Origin of the sequence: Oricola indica (assembly GCF_019966595.1) — a bacterium.
In the GTDB taxonomy this organism is placed as follows: Bacteria; Pseudomonadota; Alphaproteobacteria; order Rhizobiales; family Rhizobiaceae; genus Oricola; species Oricola indica.
In genome coordinates this window covers 47,011-66,969 of sequence record NZ_JAINFJ010000001.1, presented here as the reverse complement: position 1 = coordinate 66,969, position 19,959 = coordinate 47,011, and the positions used below count along the sequence as shown (strand labels likewise).

At 62.9% G+C, this 19,959-nt stretch carries 18 protein-coding genes; 12 read left to right on the top strand and 6 right to left on the bottom strand.

Going from position 1 to position 19,959, the window contains the following annotated elements; translation table 11 throughout:
* Positions 1-38: 38 nt before the first annotated feature.
* The 4 genes from LC343_RS00295 (at position 39) to LC343_RS00280 (ending at position 3,424) form a co-directional block, all read left to right on the top strand.
* Entirely contained in the window at positions 39-1,424 is a 1,386-nt protein-coding gene (locus tag LC343_RS00295) for a class II 3-deoxy-7-phosphoheptulonate synthase (RefSeq protein ID WP_223475090.1), read from the top strand.
* 87 nt (positions 1,425-1,511) lie between these two features.
* The gene (locus LC343_RS00290) at positions 1,512-1,901 is read left to right on the top strand and encodes a GFA family protein (RefSeq protein WP_223475089.1); all 390 of its coding nucleotides are present in this window, start codon (positions 1,512-1,514) and stop codon (positions 1,899-1,901) included.
* A 93-nt stretch (positions 1,902-1,994) separates the two neighbouring features.
* Positions 1,995-2,792: a DODA-type extradiol aromatic ring-opening family dioxygenase gene (locus tag LC343_RS00285; protein WP_223475088.1), complete on the top strand. Its 798-nt coding sequence runs from the start codon at positions 1,995-1,997 to the stop codon at positions 2,790-2,792.
* 41 nt (positions 2,793-2,833) lie between these two features.
* On the top strand, positions 2,834-3,424 hold the full coding sequence (locus tag LC343_RS00280; RefSeq protein WP_223475087.1) for a hemerythrin domain-containing protein: 591 nt from the start codon (positions 2,834-2,836) through the stop codon (positions 3,422-3,424).
* Between the two features lie 3 nt (positions 3,425-3,427).
* Here the strand turns inward: LC343_RS00280 and LC343_RS00275 are convergent, their stop codons facing one another.
* Positions 3,428-3,757 (bottom strand): BLUF domain-containing protein, encoded by a 330-nt coding sequence (locus tag LC343_RS00275; RefSeq protein ID WP_223475086.1) that lies wholly within the window; start codon positions 3,755-3,757, stop codon positions 3,428-3,430.
* Between the two features lie 535 nt (positions 3,758-4,292).
* Between LC343_RS00275 and rpsU the strand changes: the two genes are divergently transcribed.
* The 4 genes from rpsU to LC343_RS00255 all read left to right on the top strand — a co-directional run bounded on the left by rpsU (position 4,293) and on the right by LC343_RS00255 (position 8,875).
* The gene (gene rpsU, locus LC343_RS00270) at positions 4,293-4,529 is read left to right on the top strand and encodes a 30S ribosomal protein S21 (protein WP_223475085.1); all 237 of its coding nucleotides are present in this window, start codon (positions 4,293-4,295) and stop codon (positions 4,527-4,529) included.
* A gap of 110 nt (positions 4,530-4,639) precedes the next feature.
* Positions 4,640-6,313, top strand: a complete 1,674-nt coding sequence (locus LC343_RS00265) for an NAD+ synthase (RefSeq protein WP_223475084.1) — start codon at positions 4,640-4,642, stop codon at positions 6,311-6,313.
* Between the two features lie 35 nt (positions 6,314-6,348).
* The gene (locus LC343_RS00260) at positions 6,349-7,626 is read left to right on the top strand and encodes a glycosyltransferase (protein ID WP_223475083.1); all 1,278 of its coding nucleotides are present in this window, start codon (positions 6,349-6,351) and stop codon (positions 7,624-7,626) included.
* Between the two features lie 4 nt (positions 7,627-7,630).
* The gene (locus tag LC343_RS00255) at positions 7,631-8,875 is read left to right on the top strand and encodes an MFS transporter (RefSeq protein WP_223475082.1); all 1,245 of its coding nucleotides are present in this window, start codon (positions 7,631-7,633) and stop codon (positions 8,873-8,875) included.
* A gap of 20 nt (positions 8,876-8,895) precedes the next feature.
* On the opposite strand, the gene LC343_RS00250 is transcribed toward LC343_RS00255, so the two are convergent.
* Positions 8,896-9,621: a VIT1/CCC1 transporter family protein gene (locus LC343_RS00250; protein ID WP_223475081.1), complete on the bottom strand. Its 726-nt coding sequence runs from the start codon at positions 9,619-9,621 to the stop codon at positions 8,896-8,898.
* A gap of 102 nt (positions 9,622-9,723) precedes the next feature.
* Between LC343_RS00250 and LC343_RS00245 the strand changes: the two genes are divergently transcribed.
* Positions 9,724-10,947, top strand: coding sequence for an MFS transporter (locus LC343_RS00245; RefSeq protein WP_223475080.1), 1,224 nt, complete (start codon positions 9,724-9,726; stop codon positions 10,945-10,947).
* Between the two features lie 53 nt (positions 10,948-11,000).
* Complete coding sequence (gltX, locus tag LC343_RS00240) at positions 11,001-12,380, top strand: glutamate--tRNA ligase (RefSeq protein ID WP_223475079.1); 1,380 nt, start codon at positions 11,001-11,003, stop codon at positions 12,378-12,380.
* Here gltX and LC343_RS25195 read toward each other — a convergent pair.
* The 4 genes from LC343_RS25195 to dgcA form a co-directional block, all read right to left on the bottom strand.
* Complete coding sequence (locus tag LC343_RS25195) at positions 12,298-13,536, bottom strand: DUF2865 domain-containing protein (protein ID WP_223475078.1); 1,239 nt, start codon at positions 13,534-13,536, stop codon at positions 12,298-12,300. The genes gltX and LC343_RS25195 overlap by 83 nt on opposite strands.
* Before the next feature lie 105 nt (positions 13,537-13,641).
* Entirely contained in the window at positions 13,642-15,996 is a 2,355-nt protein-coding gene (locus LC343_RS00230) for an NADP-dependent malic enzyme (protein WP_223476079.1), read from the bottom strand.
* 35 nt (positions 15,997-16,031) lie between these two features.
* Positions 16,032-16,808, bottom strand: a complete 777-nt coding sequence (locus tag LC343_RS00225; RefSeq protein ID WP_223475077.1) for an SDR family oxidoreductase — start codon at positions 16,806-16,808, stop codon at positions 16,032-16,034.
* A gap of 83 nt (positions 16,809-16,891) precedes the next feature.
* Complete coding sequence (gene dgcA / locus LC343_RS00220; protein ID WP_223475076.1) at positions 16,892-17,887, bottom strand: N-acetyl-D-Glu racemase DgcA; 996 nt, start codon at positions 17,885-17,887, stop codon at positions 16,892-16,894.
* An 87-nt stretch (positions 17,888-17,974) separates the two neighbouring features.
* On the opposite strand from dgcA, the gene LC343_RS00215 reads away from it, so the two are divergent.
* Together LC343_RS00215 and LC343_RS00210 are read left to right on the top strand one after the other, a co-directional pair.
* Complete coding sequence (locus LC343_RS00215) at positions 17,975-19,159, top strand: MlaE family lipid ABC transporter permease subunit (RefSeq protein ID WP_428982478.1); 1,185 nt, start codon at positions 17,975-17,977, stop codon at positions 19,157-19,159.
* The gene (locus LC343_RS00210; RefSeq protein WP_223475074.1) at positions 19,159-19,956 is read left to right on the top strand and encodes an ABC transporter ATP-binding protein; all 798 of its coding nucleotides are present in this window, start codon (positions 19,159-19,161) and stop codon (positions 19,954-19,956) included. The genes LC343_RS00215 and LC343_RS00210 overlap by 1 nt, the downstream gene beginning before the upstream one ends.
* Positions 19,957-19,959: the final 3 nt, after the last annotated feature.

Here is a 19,959-nt window from a genome sequence, read left to right as displayed (position 1 = left end):
CCGTCGGCAACCCGTTAAATCGAATGCGAGTGAGTAAAATGGCAACGACGTGGACACCTGACAGTTGGAGAGCAAAGCCGATCCTGCAGGTCCCGGCCTATCCGGACGCCAATGTGCTGGAAGAGGTCGAGGCCCGTCTGCGGACCTATCCGCCGCTCGTATTTGCAGGTGAGGCGCGTGCGCTCAAGAGACAGCTGGCCGAAGTCTGTGAGGGCAGGAGTTTTCTGCTGCAGGGCGGTGACTGCGCCGAGAGCTTCGCCGAACATGGCGCCGACAATATCCGCGACTTCTTCCGTGTCTTCCTCCAGATGGCCGTCGTTCTGACCTTCGGCGGCTCCAAGCCGGTGGTCAAGGTCGGCCGCATCGCAGGCCAGTTCGCCAAGCCGCGCTCCTCGGATATCGAGAAGCAGGACGGCGCGGAACTGCCGTCATACCGGGGCGATATCATCAATGGCATCGACTTCACGCCGGAGTCGCGCATTCCCGATCCGAACCGCCAGGAAATGGCGTATCGCCAGTCGGCGGCGACGCTGAACCTGTTGCGCGCTTTCGCGCAGGGCGGTTTCGCCAATCTCGAAAACGTCCATCAGTGGATGATGGGCTTCGTCGGCGAAAGCCCGCAGGGTGAACGCTACGAGGCGCTGGCCGATCGCATCTCCGAGACGATGGACTTCATGCGCTCCGTCGGCATTACCTCGGAAAACTACGCCAAGCTGCGCGAGACGGATTTCTACACCAGCCATGAAGCGCTGCTGCTCGGCTACGAGGAAGCGCTGACCCGCGTGGATTCGACGTCGGGCGACTGGTACGCGACTTCCGGCCACATGATCTGGATCGGTGACCGCACCCGTCAGGCCGACCATGCGCATGTCGAGTTCTGCCGCGGCATCAAGAACCCGATCGGGCTGAAATGCGGGCCGTCGCTGCAGGCTGACGACCTGATCAACTTGATCGACATTCTCAATCCGACGAACGAACCGGGCCGTCTGACGCTGATCGCACGTTTCGGACATGACAAGGTCGAAGAGCACCTGCCGCGCCTGATCCGCGCCGTCGAACGCGAAGGCAAGAAGGTTGTGTGGTCCTGCGATCCGATGCACGGCAACACGATCACGGCCAATCGCTACAAGACGCGTCCGTTCGAGCGGATCCTGTCGGAAGTGGAAAGCTTCTTCGACGTCCACCGCGCCGAGGGCACCTATCCCGGCGGTATCCATGTCGAGATGACCGGCAAGAACGTCACCGAATGCACCGGCGGCGCGCGTGCCGTGTCGGAGGAAGAGTTGTCCGACCGTTACCACACCCATTGCGACCCGCGCCTCAACGCCGACCAGGCGCTGGAACTGGCTTTCCTGATCGCGGAAAACCTCAAGCAGGGCCGCAGCAACGGCAATGGTGACAACCGTATCGCGGTCAACGCATAAGCTGCGACAACCGCACGTCGCGTGGCGGCAATCGATTTGAGCGGGGACGGTCCATGATCGTCCCCGTTTTCATTCGGGGAGATCGAAATGGAAAAGCGGAGCGGTCGCTGTCACTGTGGGGCGGTGACCTATTCTGTGAACGGTCCGGTCCGCGCTGTTCATTTCTGTCATTGCGAACAATGTCGACGCCAGACGGGTCATTTCGTCGCCGCCACGGCGTGCGACGACGATCAACTGACCGTCACCGGCTCCGAAAACCTGACCTGGTACGCCGCTTCGGATACGGCTCGGCGCGGCTTCTGCAAGACCTGCGGGTCTCTCTTGTTCTGGAAGGCCAATGACAGCGACAGGACCGCGATCATGGCGGGTTCGTTCGACAAGCCAACGGGCCTTGTGGCCGGCCATCACATCCATGTCGCCGACAAGGGCGATTATTACGATATCGGCGACGGCCTGCCGCAGTTCCCGCAGCGCTGATCACTTGTTCTCATTTGTTGAACGCAAAGTCGCCGATTGTCCACTCGCATCGCGTGGCGGACCATACTATCTCCATTGCAAAGGAGACTGACGATGTCTGCAATGCCCAGTGTTTTCGTGTCCCATGGCGGACCGAATGTCGTCATTGAACCGTCCGAAGCGCACGATTTCCTGAAATCGCTCGGCTCGCTCGTTCCGAAGCCGAAGGCGATCGTCATGGTGTCGGCGCATTTCGAGACCGATGGACCGGTCGTCGTGACCGATCCCAACCCCGGCATGATCTACGACTTCGGCGGTTTCCAGCAGGAGCTTTACGAAAAGGTCTATCCGGCGCCGGGCGAGCCTGAACTCGGCATGCGGATCGCCCAGATCCTCGCGGATGCGGGCCTCAATCCACGTATCGCGCCTGAGCGCGGCTACGATCATGGTGCCTGGAATCCGCTGATCCTCGCCTGGCCCGATGCCGATATCCCGGTCGTCCAGTTGTCCATCGACCCGAACCGCGACGCTGCCTATCACTTTGCGCTCGGCAAGGCGCTGGCGCCTTTGCGCGCGGAGGGGATCCTCCTTCTCGGTTCCGGCCACATCACGCATAATCTGCGGGCGGTTTTCGCGTCGATCCGTTATGGCCGCGATCCCGACCCGGAGCTTCCGGGCAAGATCGAGGCGTTTACCGAATGGTTCGCCGAGCAGTTCGCGAAGGGCGATACGGAGGCGATCCTTGACTGGCGGGCCCGCGCGCCTTTCATTGCCGACAATCACCCGACCGACGAGCATCTCCTGCCATTGTTCTTCGCCTATGGCGCGGCCGGTGATGCGCCGAAGCCGGAACGGGCGCACCACTCGCGGCAATACGGATATTTCGCCTGGGATTCCTGGTTCTTTCACTAATGCCCCTTGAAGCGGTGGCGCGGGCAGGCAAATAGGCGGTCATGAGCGATATCGATCCCCAACTCCTGCTCGGCCACCGTTCCGGCCTGCCCGAAGATTTGCGTTATCTCCTGGAGCGCTATCCGCGCGATCAGTGGCAGGCGCACGAGAATCTCGGCGGCATGGCGCAGTTCTGGCTGCAGCGCCACGACATGTTCCGCGAACTGGGCGGCATGCTCACCCAGTCAGTCTCCGACTACAGGGAAGGGCAACTCGAGGCGCAGCCCTTCGCGTCCTTCTTCGTGCCGAGGCTGCAATTCTTCCTGCAGCAGTTGCACGGGCATCACCAGATCGAGGACATGCACTATTTCCCCGTTTTCACGCGTGCGGAATCCGGGTTGAAGCGCGGTTTCGATCTGCTGGACAACGACCATCACGTCATTCACGACGCGCTGGAGCGGAACGCACATGGCGCCAACGGCTTTCTCGGCAAGCTCGGTGAAGGGCGTGACGCGGCGCGCTACGCCGCCGATGCCTATGCGAAGGACACCGAAGACCTCGTCGCGATGCTGCTCAGGCACCTCGAAGACGAGGAAGACCTGATCGTTCCGGTGATTCTGGATCGTGGAGAGGCCAAGCTCGGACTGATGTAATCGTCATGCCTCGGCCATGGCGCTTTCGAAGTGCTCGAAAATCAGTCCGTCCAATTGCTTCAATCCCCAACCGTCGTAAACACGGCCCTCGACCGACTTTTCGTCCATGACGACGATGCCGGAATGGCGATTGTCGGACCGGATGACATCCATCAGCGCGAGAACATCCTCTTTCGCCCCTTCAAGGATCTGGGCGAAACGCTTGCCGTCATAGCCGAGCGCGCCCGTAATTCCGAGCGACGGGTTCTTCATCGACGCGGCGTTCACAAGCGTATCGATATCGATTGATTGCATGTCCGGACGGGCCGAACTGACATAAAAAAGGCGGTACATTACAGAATTCCAAAAAAGCAGTCCCTCGCGGCGATTTACGCAATGTTCCAAGGGGCTGTCGATTAAATTTAACACATCGACCAACATAGCTGGCGAGTGTTTTTTTCCGGCATGGCGTAAGTCAGCGCAGGATCGCCAAGCCGGAGAGGCGGGTGCCGTCTTCGGCATTGCCCCCGCTTACGCTTTCGACGCGCGCCGGCTGCACTCGTTTCCGCGCCCTTTCGGCGGTTCGTGTTTTTTTCCGGCAGGCGTGGCATTTCGCGGCAAGCGACGTTATATACGCGTCAACCGGTTCGGCTGAAATGCTGAATCGGATCGTCGCGCCGACATCCGAAAACCTTACAGGTCTCGGGTCGTTTCCGTAAAACGGAACTATACCGTTTTGCTCACAAGCGCGGTTTAGCGTCATGCGCGCGTCGTCATCAGGCGATTCTCCTGTTGCCAGCCACAGGCCGCTGATCTTGCGGCGAACGGCGGAAACATCTTGGCATTGCGCTCGTCGCAGTGCCCGAACACGAACCGAATGAGGAAGCCATTGCAAGTTCTCGTTAGAGACAACAACGTCGACCAGGCACTTCGGGTGCTCAAGAAGAAACTGCAGCGCGAAGGCGTTTTCCGCGAGATGAAATCGCGTCGCGCCTATGAAAAGCCGTCCGAGAAGCGTGCGCGCGAAAAAGGCGAAGCCGTTCGCCGCAACCGCAAGGCCGCACGCAAGCTGGCGCAGCGCGAAGGCCTGCTGCCGGGCCGCAAGCGTCCCGCACGCGGCCGCTGATCCAGATTTTTTTCGCATGCCCGGGATGATTAAATCCCGGGCGGCGAGCGTCTCGGCTGCATGAGTCGAACGCGATTGCCTCGACCATCTGTGCGCGCTAATGCTCGCGCATGAACACCGCTCCTGACATTCTCCGTATCGCTGTCGCGCAGTTGAACCCGACTGTCGGCGATATTGCCGGAAACCTCGCCCTTGCACGCGAGGCTCGCGCCGACGCGGCCCGACACGGCGCCGATCTCGTCTTCTTCACCGAACTGTTCATCGCCGGCTATCCGCCGGAAGATCTCGTCATGAAGCCGGCCTTCCTCGCCGCCTGCGAGAAAGCCGTCGAGGATCTCGCCGGCGATACCGCCGATGGCGGGCCGGGCGTCGTCATGGGCGTGCCCCTGGCGCGGGGCGATTTGCGGCACAACTCGATCATGGTGCTGGACGGCGGCAAGGTTATCGCCGAACGCCACAAGGTCGACCTGCCCAATTATGGCGAGTTCGACGAGAAACGCGTCTTTCAGGCGGGCCCGATGCCCGGCCCGGTCGACTTTCGCGGGGTGCGGCTCGGCATTCCGGTCTGCGAGGATATCTGGGGCGACCTCGGTGTTTGCGAGACACTGGCCGAGAGCGGCGCTGAGATCCTCCTCGTGCCGAACGGGTCGCCCTATTACCGGGGCAAGATCGACGTTCGTCACCAGGTCGTTATCAGGCAGGTTATCGAGAGCGATCTGCCGGTCCTCTATGCCAACCAGCTTGGCGGGCAGGATGAACTCGTCTTCGACGGCGCAAGTTTCGCCTTCAACGCGGACCGCAAGCTCGCTTTTCAGATGAGCCAGTTCGAGGACCAGGTGACCGTGACGACCTGGCGGCGCGGCGAGGAGAGCTGGTATTGCGACGAGGGGCCGATGTCGCGGATTCCGGAAGGCGAGGAGGCGGACTATCGCGCCTGCATGCTGGGGCTGCGCGACTACGTCAACAAGAACGGCTTCAAGAGCGTGGTTCTCGGCCTGTCCGGCGGCATAGACTCCGCGATTTGCGCCGCGCTGGCGGTCGATGCGCTCGGCGAGGAGCGGCTGCACGCGATCATGCTGCCCTACAAATACACCTCGTCGGAGTCGCTTGCCGACGCCGAGATTTGTGCGCAGATGCTCGGGTGCCGCTACGATGTCGTGCCGATCAAGCAGCCGGTCGAAGGTTTCATGAGTTCCCTTTCGGACCTGTTCCACGGCACGAATGAGGGCGTCACCGAGGAGAACCTGCAGAGCCGCACGCGCGGCACGATCCTGATGGCGGTCTCCAACAAGTTCGGCTCGATGGTCGTGACCACCGGCAACAAGTCCGAGATGAGCGTCGGTTACGCGACGCTCTATGGCGACATGAATGGCGGCTTCAACCCGATCAAGGACCTCTACAAGATGCAGGTCTACGCACTGGCGCGCTGGCGCAATGCCCACACGCCGCCGGGCGCGCTGGGGCCGACCGGCATGGTGATCCCGCAGAACATCATCGACAAGGAGCCGTCTGCCGAGCTGCGCCCCGATCAGACCGACCAGGATTCGCTGCCGCCCTATCCGGTGCTCGACGATATTCTCGAATGCCTTGTCGAACATGAGATGGCCGTCGACGACATCGTCGCGCGGGGTCACGACCGTGAGCTCGTGCACCGGATCGAGCATCTGCTTTATATCGCAGAATACAAGCGTCGGCAGTCCGCGCCGGGCGTGAAGATCACGCGCAAGAATTTCGGCCGCGACCGCCGCTATCCGATCACCAACCGGTTCCGCGACCGGACATAGGTTTTCGCGCGGGCGAGGGCCGGACGGGAGCGCATATGAAAGCGCTGATAATAACCTATGGATCGCGCGGCGATGTGCAGCCCTATCTGGCGCTCGCGCTGGGTCTGAAGGAACGCGGACACGAGGTCGTCCTCGCCACGAGCGAGCGGTTCAGGGCGTTCGTCGAGGCGCACGGGTTGCGCTACGGCCATATGAGCGACGATCTGCTCGCCATCATCGACACCGACAAGGGAAAAGACCTGCTCGAGAAGGGCAGCAGCATCGTTCAGGTCGTCAAGAGCAGCATCGAGATGTCGCGCCAGGTCGCGCCGATGCAGCGGGCGCTGATGGCGCAAAGCTGGGAGGTCGCGCGCGACTTCGGGCCCGATATCATCGTCTATCATTCGAAGGCGGTTGCCGCGCCGCATATCGCCGAGAAACTCGGCATTCCCTGCGTTCATGCAACCCCGATACCGATGTTCCTGCCGACCCGGGCCTTCCGCTTCACCGTCCTCCCGGACTGGAAACTCGGCGGCTGGTACAACAGGGCGAGCTATTGGCCGATCCTGTTCATTACCAACCGTGTCCTGGGGCGATATACCCGCGACTTCCGCAAGCGTCTGGACCTGCCGCCGGCCCGTTCTTTCGACATGCGCAGGATGTCGGACGGCTCGGACATCCCGATTCTGCACGGCCACAGCGAGGCGGTGCTGCCGCGCCCCGCCGACTGGCCCGATAGCGCCCATGTCACGGGCTACTGGTTTCTCGATGCCGAAAAGGACTGGACCCCACCCTCGCAACTGACCGCCTTCCTCGAAGCGGGGCCGCCGCCGGTCTATATCGGATTCGGTTCGATGGCCGGGCGCGATCCGCAACGCCTCGCGCATATCGTCGTCGATGCTCTGCAGAAAGCGGGCCTTCGCGGGGTCATCGCGAGCGGGTGGGGCGGTCTGAAGACCGGGGAACTGCCGGACACGATCCTCCAGATTGACGAGGCGCCACATGCGTGGCTTCTGCCGCGCATGGCGGCGGTCGTTCACCACGGCGGGGCGGGCACAACGGCGGCGGGGCTTCGCGCCGGCAAGCCTACGGTTATCGTGCCGTTTTTCGCCGACCAGCCATTCTGGGGAGGTCTCGTCCACGAGATCGGCGCCGGGCCGAAGCCGCTCGGGCAGAAAAAACTGACTGCCGCAAAGCTGGCCCGTGCGCTTCGCGAAGCGACCGGCTCGAAGGAAATCGCGGAAACCGCCGCGCGGATCGGCGAGGAGATCCGTGCCGAGCATGGCGTAGCCAATGCAGTCGCGCTGATCGAGCGCTATGCGGAAGAGCGTTGAGCCGATGAGACTTCCTGTTTTCCTCCGTGACAATGCCCGCTGGCTTGCCGGCGGATTTCTGCTGACCTTGTTTTCGAGCTACGGCCAGACCTTCTATATCGCGCTGTCGAGCGGCGGTATCCGCACGGAGCTGGGCCTTTCCCACGGCGATTTCGGCTGGCTCTACATGTGGGCGACGCTGTCCAGCGCTGCGATGATCCCGTTTGCCGGGCGCTTCGTCGATACGATGCGGATCGAGCGTTACGCCGGACTGGTGATCGTCGGCCTTGCCCTCTCGATGGTCGCGCTTGCATTCGCGCGCAATCTGGCCGTCCTTTTCCTGGCGCTGACGGGGCTTCGCATGTTCGGGCAGGGGCTGATGGCGCATTCCGCGATGACCGCCATGGGGCGCTGGTTTTCGGCAACCCGGGGGAAAGCGGTCTCGACGGCGGCGCTCGGCCATCAACTGGGCGAGAGCGTCATGCCGGTCAGCTTCGTCGCCATCGCCGCGCTCATCGGCTGGCGTGGTGGTTGGCTGGTCAATGCGGCGTTCTTTGTCGTGCTGGTGCTTCCGGCGATCTATCTGCTCATGCGTGTGCCGCGCGAGCCGCATGCGGCCGAACTGCGCGGCGACGACCACGGCGCACAATGGACACGCGGACAGGCGATGCGCGATCCGCTCTTCTGGGCGCTGATGCTGGGCCTGCTCGCGCCGCCGGTGATCGGCACCACGGTGTTCTTCCATCAGGTCTATCTGACCGAGCTGCGCGGATGGGCACTTGGTCAATTCGCCGGATCGACGCCCGTGCTCTCCGTCTTCGCCATCGCCGCGACCCTGGTGGCGGGTTATGTGATCGACCGGTTCGGATCGGTGGTCTTGCTGCCTGCAATGCTGGTTTTCGTTGCGATCGCAAACCTGACGGTCGGATATGCGGCGCCGTCCTGGGCGATCCTGATCTTCATGGCGGGCATGGGGACGGCATTCGGCTTCTATGCCTCGGCCTTTGGCGCGATCTGGCCGGAACTCTATGGCACGCGCCACTTGGGCGCGATCAAATCGGTCGTTACCTCGATCATGGTGTTTTCCACCGCGCTGGGGCCGGGTCTCAGCGGCTGGCTGATCGATCGCGGTATCGGCTTTCCGGGCATGGTCGCCGCGATGGGGTGGTACGCCATCGCCGCCGCGGTCGCGATGCTGTTCCTGGCGCGTGTGGTGAAGGCGCGTGTCGCGGCTCGCATTCCGATTCCGGTTTCTGCCTCAACATCCTGATCAGGCACCGGAAAACGGCGTCAGGCGATAGCAAGGTCGCGCAGCATGTAACCGATCAGAAAGGCGGCGGTGGCTGCGCCAAGCCCAATGATCAGGGTCTCCAGTCCGGATGTCCACCAGCGCGTTACGGACCAGCGGCTCTTGATCGATCCGATGGCGAAGAACACGATCGAGGTCATCGTCAGCGCAACCGGCATGGCCTGGTCTGTCGGCAGCAGGAGATAGGGCAGAAGGGGCACCGCGCCGCAGGCGAGGAAGGCCAGGAATGTCGAGACAGCCGATTTCATCGGATCGCGCAGCGCGCCACTCTGTCCGTGTTCATCGGCCAGCATCATCGCGATCCAGCGCTCGCGATCGGATGTGATGGCCTCGACAGCGTGTTCCAGTGTTTCGCCTTCCAGTCCTTTCAACGCGAGGATCTGGCGAATTTCCTCGCGCTCTCCGTCCGGATCCTCGGCGATATGCCGAATTTCCATCGCGCGAAGCCGATTGCGGTCGTCGATCTCGGTCTTCGTTCCGGAATAATTGCTGGCCGCCATCGACAATCCGTCGGCCAGGAGATTGGCGAGACCGAGGATGATGACTACGTTGGCAGACAGGGACGCGCCGACCACGCCGGCGACGATTGCGAAGGTCGTCACTGCGCCGTCGATGCCGCCATAGATGAAATCGCGCAGATAATTGGGTCTCGTGCCGTCGGCGAGGCGCGCGCGGATTGCCTCCGCGGTGTGTTTGTGTTCAAGCATAAGGGCCGCATTTAAACATTTTAGACTCATTCTAAGGCGGGGTTGCCGGGCGTACAATGACGGCGACGTCCAATTCCGGCTTTTCGATTTCCAGGTTGGACAATGCAGTTTCTGAACTTCCTGATCGGCAACGCCCGCTGGCTCGCGGGCGGATTTCTGCTGACGCTTTTCTCGGCCTTCGGGCAGACCTATTTCATCTCGCTGTCGGCCGGCGAAATCCGGTCCGAATACGACCTGTCGCATGGCGAATTCGGCATGATCTACATGCTCGCGACGCTGGCCAGCGCGTTCTCGCTGACCTGGGTCGGGCGGATGGTCGACCGTTTCTCGCCGATGCAGGTAACCCTGATCATCGTGCCCATGCTGGCGATAGGGTCCGTGGCGATGGCGCTGTCGCAACACCTCGTCGTGCTGGTTTGCGTGATCTATTTCCTGCGCCTGTTCGGACAGGGCATGATGACGCAAAACGCCATGACGGCCACCGGGCGCTGGTTTTCCGCCAATCGCGGCCGCGCCATCTCGATCGTCGCACTGGGCCAGAATGCCGGCGAGGCGGTATTCCCCTTCATTTTCGTGATCGTCGCCGGAGCGATCGGCTGGCGCATGAGCTGGGTCGCGGGAGCCGGCTTGCTCGTCGTCGTCGCCATGCCGCTGATCGCCTTGCTCTACCGGCAGGAACGCGAACCGCGCTCGTCCGACCCTGAGCCGAAAGTCACTGCCGCACGCGACTGGACGCGTGGCGAAGTGATCCGCGACCGCGCGTTCTGGCTCATGCTGATCGGTATCCTGGCGCCGCCGTTCATCGGCACGACAATCTTCTTTCACCAGGTCTATCTGGTGGAATTGCGCGGCTGGTCGCTCGACACATTCGCCGCGTCCTTTGCCTTCATGTCGTTGATGACGATCATCTTCGCGCTGGTTTGCGGCGCGCTGATCGACCGTTTCTCGGCCGTCTCCCTGCTGCCGAGCTTCCTGTTGCCGCTCAGTGCGGCGTGTCTCGTGCTGGCGGTTACGCCGGCTGCCTGGGCGCCATTCGTCTTCATGGCGCTGCTCGGCATCTCCTACGGGTTTTCGACCACGCTCATCGGCGCACTCTGGCCCGAGGTCTACGGGACGAAGCATCTCGGCTCCATCCGATCGCTGATCGTCGCCTTCATGGTGTTCGCCACGGCGGTCGGACCGGGGCTGACCGGCGCGCTCATCGACTTCGGCGTTCCCTATCCGGCGCAGATCTTCGCGATGGGTGTCTATTGCCTCGCGGCGAGCGTGGTGCTGTTCACCGTATCGCGCCAGCTTCGCATCCGCAGCGCGGACAACTTGCAATGAGGCGCGCCGAAGGTTAACCGCTGCCTCGAACCCAGACCCGAAAGCCCCGCCGCATGCCTGTTACCGTTCGTTTCGCGCCGTCGCCCACCGGCAATATCCATATCGGCAATGTCCGCACCGCGCTGTTCAACTGGCTGTACGCGTTGCAACACGAAGGGCGCTTCATCCTGCGCTTCGACGACACCGACACGGCGCGCTCCAGGCAGGAATATGCCGACCAGATCGCGGCCGATCTCGAATGGCTGGGCGTTCATCCGCATGTCGTCGCCTATCAGTCGAAACGCGGCACGGCGCATGACGCGGCCGTGGAGACCCTCAAGCAGGCCGGTCTGCTCTATCCCTGCTACGAGACCTCAGAGGAGCTGGAACGGCGGCGCAAGATCCGCCTGTCGCGCAAGCTGCCGCCGGTCTATGGCCGCGAAGCGCTCAAGCTGACCGATGCCGAGAAATCCGCCTTCGAGGCGGAGGGTCGCAAGCCGCACTGGCGCTTCCTCCTGCCGAATTTCGACGGCGATCCGTTTTCGACGCGCCGCACGGAGGTGCATTGGGACGATGTCGTGCGCGGTCGGCAGACCGTCGATCTCGCGTCCATGTCCGACCCGGTGCTGATCCGTGAAGACGGGACCTATCTCTACACGCTGCCTTCCGTCGTCGATGACATCGATCTCGGTGTGACGCATGTCATTCGCGGCGACGACCATGTGACCAATACGGGCGCGCAAATCGCGCTTTTCGAGGCGCTTGGCGCGACAGCGCCGGCCTTCGGCCATCACAATCTGCTGACGACGGCGTCGGGCGAAGGCCTGTCGAAGCGCTCCGGCGCCCTTTCGATCAAGGCCCTGCAGGAGGATGGTTACGAGCCCATGTCGGTCGCATCGCTCGCGGTCCTGATCGGCACATCGGCCGCAGTGGCCGCCGCGCCTTCGCTGGAGACGATGGCCTCGACCTTCGATCTCGCAAGCTGCTCGAAGTCGGCTGCGAAGTTCGATCCGGCGGAACTCGATGTCCTCAATCGGCAGATTGTCCATGAATTGCCGTTTTCGGCGGCATCCGAGCGGCTGGCTGCGGCCGGTGTCGATACGGCCGATCCGCGCGCCGAGGCATTCTGGACCGTCGTTCGCGCCAATATCGAGAAGGTGCCGGACGCTGCCGAATGGTGGCGGATCCTGACGGTCGGTCCTGACGATCAGGCGGCGCTGGAAGGCGACGATCTCGACTATGCGCGCGCCGCATTCGACCTGCTGCCGGAAGGCGAAATCGACGCCTCGACATGGGGGGCATGGACGGTGGCGGCGAAGGCGCAAAGCGGCCGCAAGGGCAGGGCGCTCTTCATGCCCCTGCGCATCGCCCTTACCGGTCGCTCGTCAGGTCCTGAGATTGCGGATCTGTTGCCGCTTCTGGGGCGGGAAGGAATTCTGGCCCGACGACCCTGACGCGTTTGCGCGTGTTTGCGGGGTCCTCGACAGTATCGGCGCTCGCTTCCTCGACGGCTTTTCGCTCACCATCCGCCGCGAGGTCAGGCTCTTCTTCAGGTCCGGGGACAGCTGTGTCCGCCGTTTCGATATCTGTCTCAGGCATCATCTCGGGCTTGTCGAGCGGCGTCGGGATTGCGCTGAGCCGTGTTCCGCCGGAGTCGGGAAGTTCTTCTTCCGGCGTGCGCGCGATCGTTTGCGGCGTGCCGCAGGTGCAGGCGGGATCGGCGGTGTCGGTGCGCTGTTCGCGATAGAGGAACGCGTTGGGCAGCGCGGTGTAAGGCCGCCCCTGCAGCGAGATCATCTCTTCGCTTTCCTGGTCCGGCACACGGTGGAAGAACAGCTTCGCTTCCGTCGCCGGGCACATCGCCTGACAGGTCTGCGCGTCGCGCTGGAGGAAATCGAAGCCGGTCGAAAACGATACCGGGAAGTAGTAGCCGTCGCAGGTCCGCACGCACAGGGTTCGGAACGTTCCGGGCATGTAGGGCAGGGTAACGGCATTCGGGTCGTCGGGTGCGACCGCCGCCTGGTCTTCCGGCAGGGCCTGCGGCGCAGCTTGCGGATCGTAGAGGCGCTGGCGGCCGATGCCTTCACGCACGATGATCTTGGTCCTGCGGTCATTCCTGTCCATGCTTGGCGGGATGACGGTCACCCTGCGCTCTTGCGGTTCTCGGCTGGCGAGGCGTTGCGGTTCGTCGCAGCGGAAGCGGGCCATGCGTGCCTCGATGGCGCGCACCCGCGATCTGTTGATCCGTCCGGAAAGCCGGTCGCGTTGCCTCTCCAGCGAGTCGAGATTGGCTCGCATCTTCTGGATGGTACGATTGAGCGACTGGCAGGCCGCTCCGGGATCGCGGAAGCATCCGTTGGAGCGCTGGATTGCGATTGTCTTGTCGATTTCGGCCGATTGGCGGATCGCCGCTTCGGCATAGCGTCGCGCTTGCGCCGAGGTTCCCGGACCGGGCCTGGATGCGTCGCGCAATTGCGCGCGCAAATCCGCGCAGACGTCGGCCGACACCGGCGTGGCCGCGATCGCCGCGAGACCGGCGAGGCACATGGCAAACAGCCGAACTCGCCCGGAGATGGCTGCAATCCGGCTCGATCTGATTTGTTCCGTCACCCGCGTCCACTCCCCAAAGGAGTCCCTTCGACGGCCAGCTTACACGTCAAATGTGGCGCAGCCGGTTAAGCCCGCCAGAATTTGCGATACTCCATCGTGGCAGGCTTAACGGGCGGCTAATGCGGAGGTCTGCGCCCCGGACACCTCGGAGGTTTCCTTCTGCGCCGCTTCCACGACGGCGATCGCGGTCATGTTGACCACGCCGCGCGACGTGACCGACGGGGTCAGAATGTGGGCCGGCTTGGCGGTCCCGAGCAGGATCGGTCCGACATGCAGCGCGTCGGTCATCGATTTCACGGCGTTGAGTGAGATATTGGCGGAATCCAGATTGGGGAAGACCAGGAGATTCGCTTCGCCGTCGAGAACCGAGTTCGGATAGACGCGTTCGCGCAACCGGGCGTCGAGCGCAGAATCGGCGTGCATTTCGCCATCGACGCAGAGATCCGGCGCCATCTTGTGCAGCAATGCGGTCGCTTCGCGCATCTTCATCGCCGATTGCGAGTCGCGGGATCCGAAATTCGAATGCGACAACAGTGCCGCTTTGGGTTCGATGCCGAAACGCGCGATTTCGCGCGCGGCCAGCACCGTCATCTCGGCCAGTTCCTCTGCGCTCGGATCGACGGTCACGTAGGTGTCGGTGAAGAAGGTGACGCCGCGCTGCGAGATCAGCATCGATAGCGCGGAGAGGTCCTGCGCGCCCTTTTCCATGCCGACTATCAGGCGAACATGGCGCAGATGCCGGTCGTAGCGGCCTTCCAGACCGCAGATCATCGCGTCTGCCTCGCCGCGCAGCAGCGCGATGGCGGCGATGACCGTCGAATTGGTGCGCACCAGCGTTCGCGCCGCGTCCGGCGTGACGCCACGGCGACCGACGGTCTGGACGAGGTGATCGACGTAGTCGCGATAGCGCGGATCGTTTTCAGGGTTGATCAGTTCGAAATCCCGTCCGGGCCTGATCTTGAGGCCAAACCGCTTGAGGCGGGTTTCCACCACGTCGGGACGTCCGATCAGGATCGGTTTGGCAATCCGGTCTTCCAGTACGACCTGGGCGGCGCGCAGCACGCGTTCGTCCTCGCCGTCGGCATAGACGACGCGCTTGTCGGCCGCCGTCTGGGCGGCGGCGAAGATTGGCTTCATCACGAGGCCGGAAAGGAAGACGAAGCGGTTCAGCCGGTCGATATAGGCGTCCATGTCCTCGATCGGACGCAGCGCGACCCCGCTGTCATGCGCGGCTTTGGCCACCGCCGGCGCGATGCGAAGGATCAGCCGCGGATCGAACGGCGAGGGGATCAGGTAATCCGGCCCGAAGACCGGCGTCTCCCCGGAATAGGCGCGAGCGGCCACATCGGATGGCTCCTCGCGGGCCAATTGGGCGATAGCCTGCACGACGGCGACCTTCATCTCCTCGTTGATCGTGGTCGCCCCGGCATCGAGTGCGCCCCGGAAGATGTAAGGAAAACACAATACGTTGTTGACCTGATTGGGAAAATCGGACCTGCCCGTGCAGATCATCGCATCCGGACGCGCCTCTCGCGCCACATCGGGCATGATTTCCGGCACGGGGTTGGCCAGCGCCATGATCAGCGGCTGATCCGCCATTTCCTTGAGACATTCCGGCTTCAGGACGCCGGCGGCCGACAGGCCGAGGAACACATCCGCGCCGGGAATGACATCGGTCAGTTTCCGCTTGTCCGTTTTCTGCGCATAGACCGATTTCCACCGGTCCATCAGCGTCTCGCGGCCTTCATAGACGAGGCCCTCGATATCGCAGACCCAGATGTTCTCGCGTTTCGCGCCGAGAGAAACCAGCAGGTTGAGGCATGCGAGGGCGGCTGCGCCCGCGCCCGACGTGACGATCTTTGCCGTTTCGATCGGCTTTCCGGCCAGTTCCAGCCCGTTCATGATCGCGGCGGCGACAATGATGGCGGTGCCGTGCTGGTCGTCGTGGAACACCGGGATGTTCATTTTCTCGCGCAGTTGCGCCTCGACCTCGAAGCATTCCGGCGCCTTGATGTCTTCCAGATTGATGCCGCCGAAGGTCGGTTCGAGCGCTGCGGTGACCGAAACCATCGTGTCGACGGTGATCGCATCGATTTCGATGTCGAAGACATCGATCCCGGCGAATTTCTTGAACAGGACGGCCTTGCCCTCCATCACCGGCTTGGAGGCGAGGGGGCCGATATTGCCGAGGCCAAGCACGGCGGAGCCGTTCGAGACGACCGCGACGAGATTGCTGCGCGCGGTGTAGTCCGCCGCCTTGCCGGGATCGTCGGCAATGGCGAGGCACGGGGCCGCGACGCCCGGCGAATAGGCAAGTGCGAGGTCGCGCTGGTTGCCCAGTGGCTTGGTCGCCTGGATCTCCAGCTTTCCGGGGCGCGGATACTGGTGGTAGAACAGCGCGGCCTCTTCGAGGCTCGCCTTTGCTTCACCGGCCTGATCCGGAGTCGTTTCCTGCTGCATGCCGGTCCCTTTCGCCATTCCTATATCGACCGCGCCTAGAATGCGCTGGCGAACAGGCCGCCGTCGAGCTTGATATTCTGGCCGGTGATATATCCGGCGTGGGCCGAGCAGAGAAACGCGCAGGTGCGTCCGAATTCCTCCGGTGTGCCGAAGCGTCCCGCGGGGATCGCGTGTTCCTGCCGTTCGCGCTCCGCTTCGATGCTGCTTCCTGACTTCTTGGCGCCGAATTCAAGCCCGGCGCGAATGCGGTCGGTGTCGAACTTGCCGGGAAGGATCGCGTTGATGGTGACGTTCCGGTCGATTGCCGAGCGGGAGATGCTGGCGAGGAACGAAGTGAGCCCGGCACGCGCTCCCGAGGACAGGTCGAGGCCGGCGATCGGCGAGTAGACGGACATCGACGTGATGTTGACGATGCGTCCGAACTTGCGTTCGGCCATGCCGTCGAGAACCTTCTGGATAAGCTCTATCGGGGTGACCATGTTCTGCGTCACGCCGGCGAGGATCGCCTCGCGGTCGAGTTCCCTGAAATCGCGCAGTTTCGGCCCGGCGTTGTTGTTGACCAGGATATCCGGTTCCGGGCATGCGGCGAGCAACGCGTCCTGCGTCGCGGGGTCCGACACGTCGCCGAGCACGACCGCGACCTCGACACCGCGCGCGCGCAATTCGTCTGCCGTGGCGTTGGTCGCGTCGGGGTTGCGGCCGTTGATCACAAGATCGACGCCTTCATCCGCCAACGCGGCGGCGCATCCCTTGCCGAGCCCCCGGCTCGACGCGCAAACGATCGCCTTGCGGCCCTTGAGTCCCATGTCCATGTAGCTATCTCCCGTTCTCGGTTTCTTATAGGGCGCGCGAGAAGCTGCCGAAAGGTCAATCCGGGTCCGAATTCATTGGATTTTCAACCCCACAGTTCGGCACGCGGCGGCGAGACCATGTTTCCCGAATAGGAAAGCGCGGGCATGCGGTCACGGGCGAGGAGAAGCGGGCCGTCGAGGTCGATATAATCCGCGTCCTGCGCCAGCAGCACGGCCGGCGCCATCGACAGCGATGTGCCGACCATGCAGCCGACCATCACGCCGAAGCCCAGTTCGCGGGCCCGCTCGCGCATACGCACCGCCTCCGTCAGGCCGCCCGTCTTGTCGAGCTTGATGTTGACCGTGTCGTAGCGGTCTCTCAACGCTTCGAGGTCATCGACGATGTGCGCGCTTTCATCCGCGCAGATCGGGATCGGATGCGGAATTTCGGCGAGCAACTCGTCTTTGCCGGCAGGAAGCGGTTGCTCGATCAGCGCGATGCGGACGCGCGCGGCCTCGCGCATCAGTTCGGGCAGCGTGTCGGGGGGCCATGCCTCGTTGGCGTCGGCGATGATGCGGCTGCGTGGCGCGGCGGCGGCGACCGCATGCATGATCGCGATGTCGTCCTTTCCGCCGAGCTTGATCTTCAGCAGCGGGCGGGAGGAGACGCCTCGCGCGACATTGGCCATCGCGTCCGGCGTGTCGAGCGACACGGTGAAAGCGGTTTCCACCGGGCGGGGCGGCAGCCGGCAGACAAGCGAATGGACATGGCGTCCGCTGATCTTGGCCTGGAGGTCCCAGAGTGCGCAGTCGAGCGCATTGCGCGCCGCGCCGGGCGGCAGCGCTTCCTGCAGGCGATCATGGCCGATATCGCCGCCGAGTTGCTTCGCCGCATTGTTGATCGCGTCGAGAACCGATTCCGTCGTCTCACCGTAGCGCGGATATGGAACGCACTCGCCATAGCCCGACCTCTCGTCGGACGATATGCGGCAAACGACCACTTCCGCCTCGGTCTTGCTATTCCTCGAAATGCGGAACTGCCCGTCGATCGGGTATCGTTCCGTCCATGCATCGACGCTGCATTTGCTGTTTTGCATCATACACCCGTTTGCCGGCAGCGCCGTTATTATTCCGTTGATGTGGCCCGTACGCCGCAGACTCGGTGCGACGGCAAGGATATTAATAGCGTGATGGCGGATACGTTACACAGGGAAATTGGCGAAGGCGGTGCGTCGCCGCAGGTTGCGACCGTCGAAGCGCGGTCGGAAAATGGCCAAACGCGTCTTGTCCTCGCAGGGCAGTGGGCGACCCATACGGTGTCGTTCGTCGATGCGGATATGCGCCGTCACGAAAACCGGTCATCCGGTGATGTTGCCCTCGATTTGTCCGGCATCACCTATCTGGATACCGCCGGTGCATGGCTGATCTACCGGCTGGCGCTGGCGATTCGGGAAAAAGGCGGGTCTGCCTCGCTCGAGGGTGTTCGTGCGTCGCACGAAGTGTTGCTGGAAGCCGTTCGCACGGCGATGGAAGACCTCTCCGAACCGGATGAGGGCGAGAGCCGCGACTCATGGATAACGCGGCTGCTGGTCGGAACCGGGCAGGGCGTGTTCCGGTTTCGCGACGACATGCTGATGGCGCTGCACATGGTTGGCGCGGCGGTTCGCGGATCGCAAATGAAACTCGGTCACGGCAGCGGCCTTTCGATCGCCGCTGTCGTCAATCAGCTTGACAGGACCGGCGTGCGCGCCATTCCGATCATCGCGCTGATGTCGACCATCATTGGCGCCATCATCGCGCAGCAGGGCGCGTTTCAGCTTCGCTATTTCGGCGCCGAGATCTTCGTCGTCGATCTCGTCGGTATTCTCGTCCTTCGCGAGATCGGCGTTCTCTTGACCGCCATCATGATCGCCGGCCGATCGGGCAGCGCGATCACGGCCGAGATCGGCTCGATGAAGATGCGCGAGGAAATCGATGCCCTGACGGTCATCGGGCTCAATCCGGTGGGCGTGCTGGTCTTCCCGCGGCTCGTGGCGCTCGGCATCGCGCTGCCGTTGCTGACGGTCATCTCCGATATCGCGGCGTTGGGTGGCGCGATGTTTGTCGCCAAGGCCTATTCGGGGATCTCGCCCGACGCTTTTATAACCCGCGTGCGCGACGCCATTGACCTTTCGACGGTCTTTGCCGGTTTCATCAAGGCGCCCTTCATGGCCTTCATCATCGGAATCATCGCCTCCGTGGAGGGGATGAAGGTTGGGGGCAGCGCCGAATCGCTTGGCGAAAGGGTGACCGCGTCGGTGGTGAAGTCGATCTTCGTTGTCATCGTCGTCGACGGGGCGTTCGCAATCTTCTACGCGGCGATCGACTTCTGATGGTGGACCAGACCCCGATCATCGAGGTGCGCGATATCCACGTCCAGTTCGGGCGGCATGTCGTGTTGCACGAACTCGACCTCGATGTCTATCGTGGGGAAATCCTCGGATTCGTCGGCGCGTCCGGAACGGGCAAATCGGTGTTGCTGCGCACGATTCTCGGCCTGAATCGCAAGCAGGACGGCCGGATTACCATCCTGGGCCGTGATCTCGACAAGATCAAAGACGAAGAACGTATCCAGGTGGATATGCGCATGGGCGTGCTTTTCCAGCATGGGGCTCTTTTTTCGTCGCTGACGGTCAAGGAAAACATCCAGGTGCCAATGCGCGAGTATCTCTCATTGCCGAAGGCGCTGATGGACGAACTCGCATTGTTGAAAATCGAACTGGTTGGACTGGCGCGCAATGCCGCGGACAAATATCCCTCCGAACTGTCGGGCGGGATGATCAAGCGCGCGGCGCTTGCGAGGGCGCTGGCGCTCGATCCGGATATCGTTTTTCTGGACGAGCCGACGTCGGGGCTCGATCCTGTCGGGGCGGCCGAATTCGACGAATTGATCGCAAAGCTGCGCGACACGCTCGGCCTGACCGTCTATATGGTGACGCACGATCTCGACAGCCTTTTCACGGTCGCTGACCGGATCGCAGTGCTGGGCGGCAAGAAGGTTCTTGTCGTCGGGACCATCGAGGATATGCTGAAAAGCGAAGACCCTTGGGTGAAGTCCTATTTTCGCGGAAAGCGGGCACGGCGCATTGCAACCACCGATAAGAAAGCCGCAGCTGGGGCGGGCGTCTGACAC

Coding starts and splice junctions, on each gene's coding strand:
- LC343_RS00265 (WP_223475084.1), top strand. CDS start 4,640: ATGAACACCGCTCCTGACATTCTCCGTATCGCTGTCGCGCAGTTGAAC.
- LC343_RS00255 (WP_223475082.1), top strand. CDS start 7,631: ATGAGACTTCCTGTTTTCCTCCGTGACAATGCCCGCTGGCTTGCCGGC.
- LC343_RS00210 (WP_223475074.1), top strand. CDS start 19,159: ATGGTGGACCAGACCCCGATCATCGAGGTGCGCGATATCCACGTCCAG.
- LC343_RS00275 (WP_223475086.1), bottom strand. CDS start 3,757: ATGTACCGCCTTTTTTATGTCAGTTCGGCCCGTCCGGACATGCAATCA.
- LC343_RS00295 (WP_223475090.1), top strand. CDS start 39: ATGGCAACGACGTGGACACCTGACAGTTGGAGAGCAAAGCCGATCCTG.
- LC343_RS00260 (WP_223475083.1), top strand. CDS start 6,349: ATGAAAGCGCTGATAATAACCTATGGATCGCGCGGCGATGTGCAGCCC.
- LC343_RS00250 (WP_223475081.1), bottom strand. CDS start 9,621: ATGCTTGAACACAAACACACCGCGGAGGCAATCCGCGCGCGCCTCGCC.
- LC343_RS00290 (WP_223475089.1), top strand. CDS start 1,512: ATGGAAAAGCGGAGCGGTCGCTGTCACTGTGGGGCGGTGACCTATTCT.
- LC343_RS00280 (WP_223475087.1), top strand. CDS start 2,834: ATGAGCGATATCGATCCCCAACTCCTGCTCGGCCACCGTTCCGGCCTG.
- LC343_RS00230 (WP_223476079.1), bottom strand. CDS start 15,996: ATGCAGCAGGAAACGACTCCGGATCAGGCCGGTGAAGCAAAGGCGAGC.
- gltX (WP_223475079.1), top strand. CDS start 11,001: ATGCCTGTTACCGTTCGTTTCGCGCCGTCGCCCACCGGCAATATCCAT.
- LC343_RS00245 (WP_223475080.1), top strand. CDS start 9,724: ATGCAGTTTCTGAACTTCCTGATCGGCAACGCCCGCTGGCTCGCGGGC.
- LC343_RS00225 (WP_223475077.1), bottom strand. CDS start 16,808: ATGGACATGGGACTCAAGGGCCGCAAGGCGATCGTTTGCGCGTCGAGC.
- LC343_RS00285 (WP_223475088.1), top strand. CDS start 1,995: ATGTCTGCAATGCCCAGTGTTTTCGTGTCCCATGGCGGACCGAATGTC.
- dgcA (WP_223475076.1), bottom strand. CDS start 17,887: ATGATGCAAAACAGCAAATGCAGCGTCGATGCATGGACGGAACGATAC.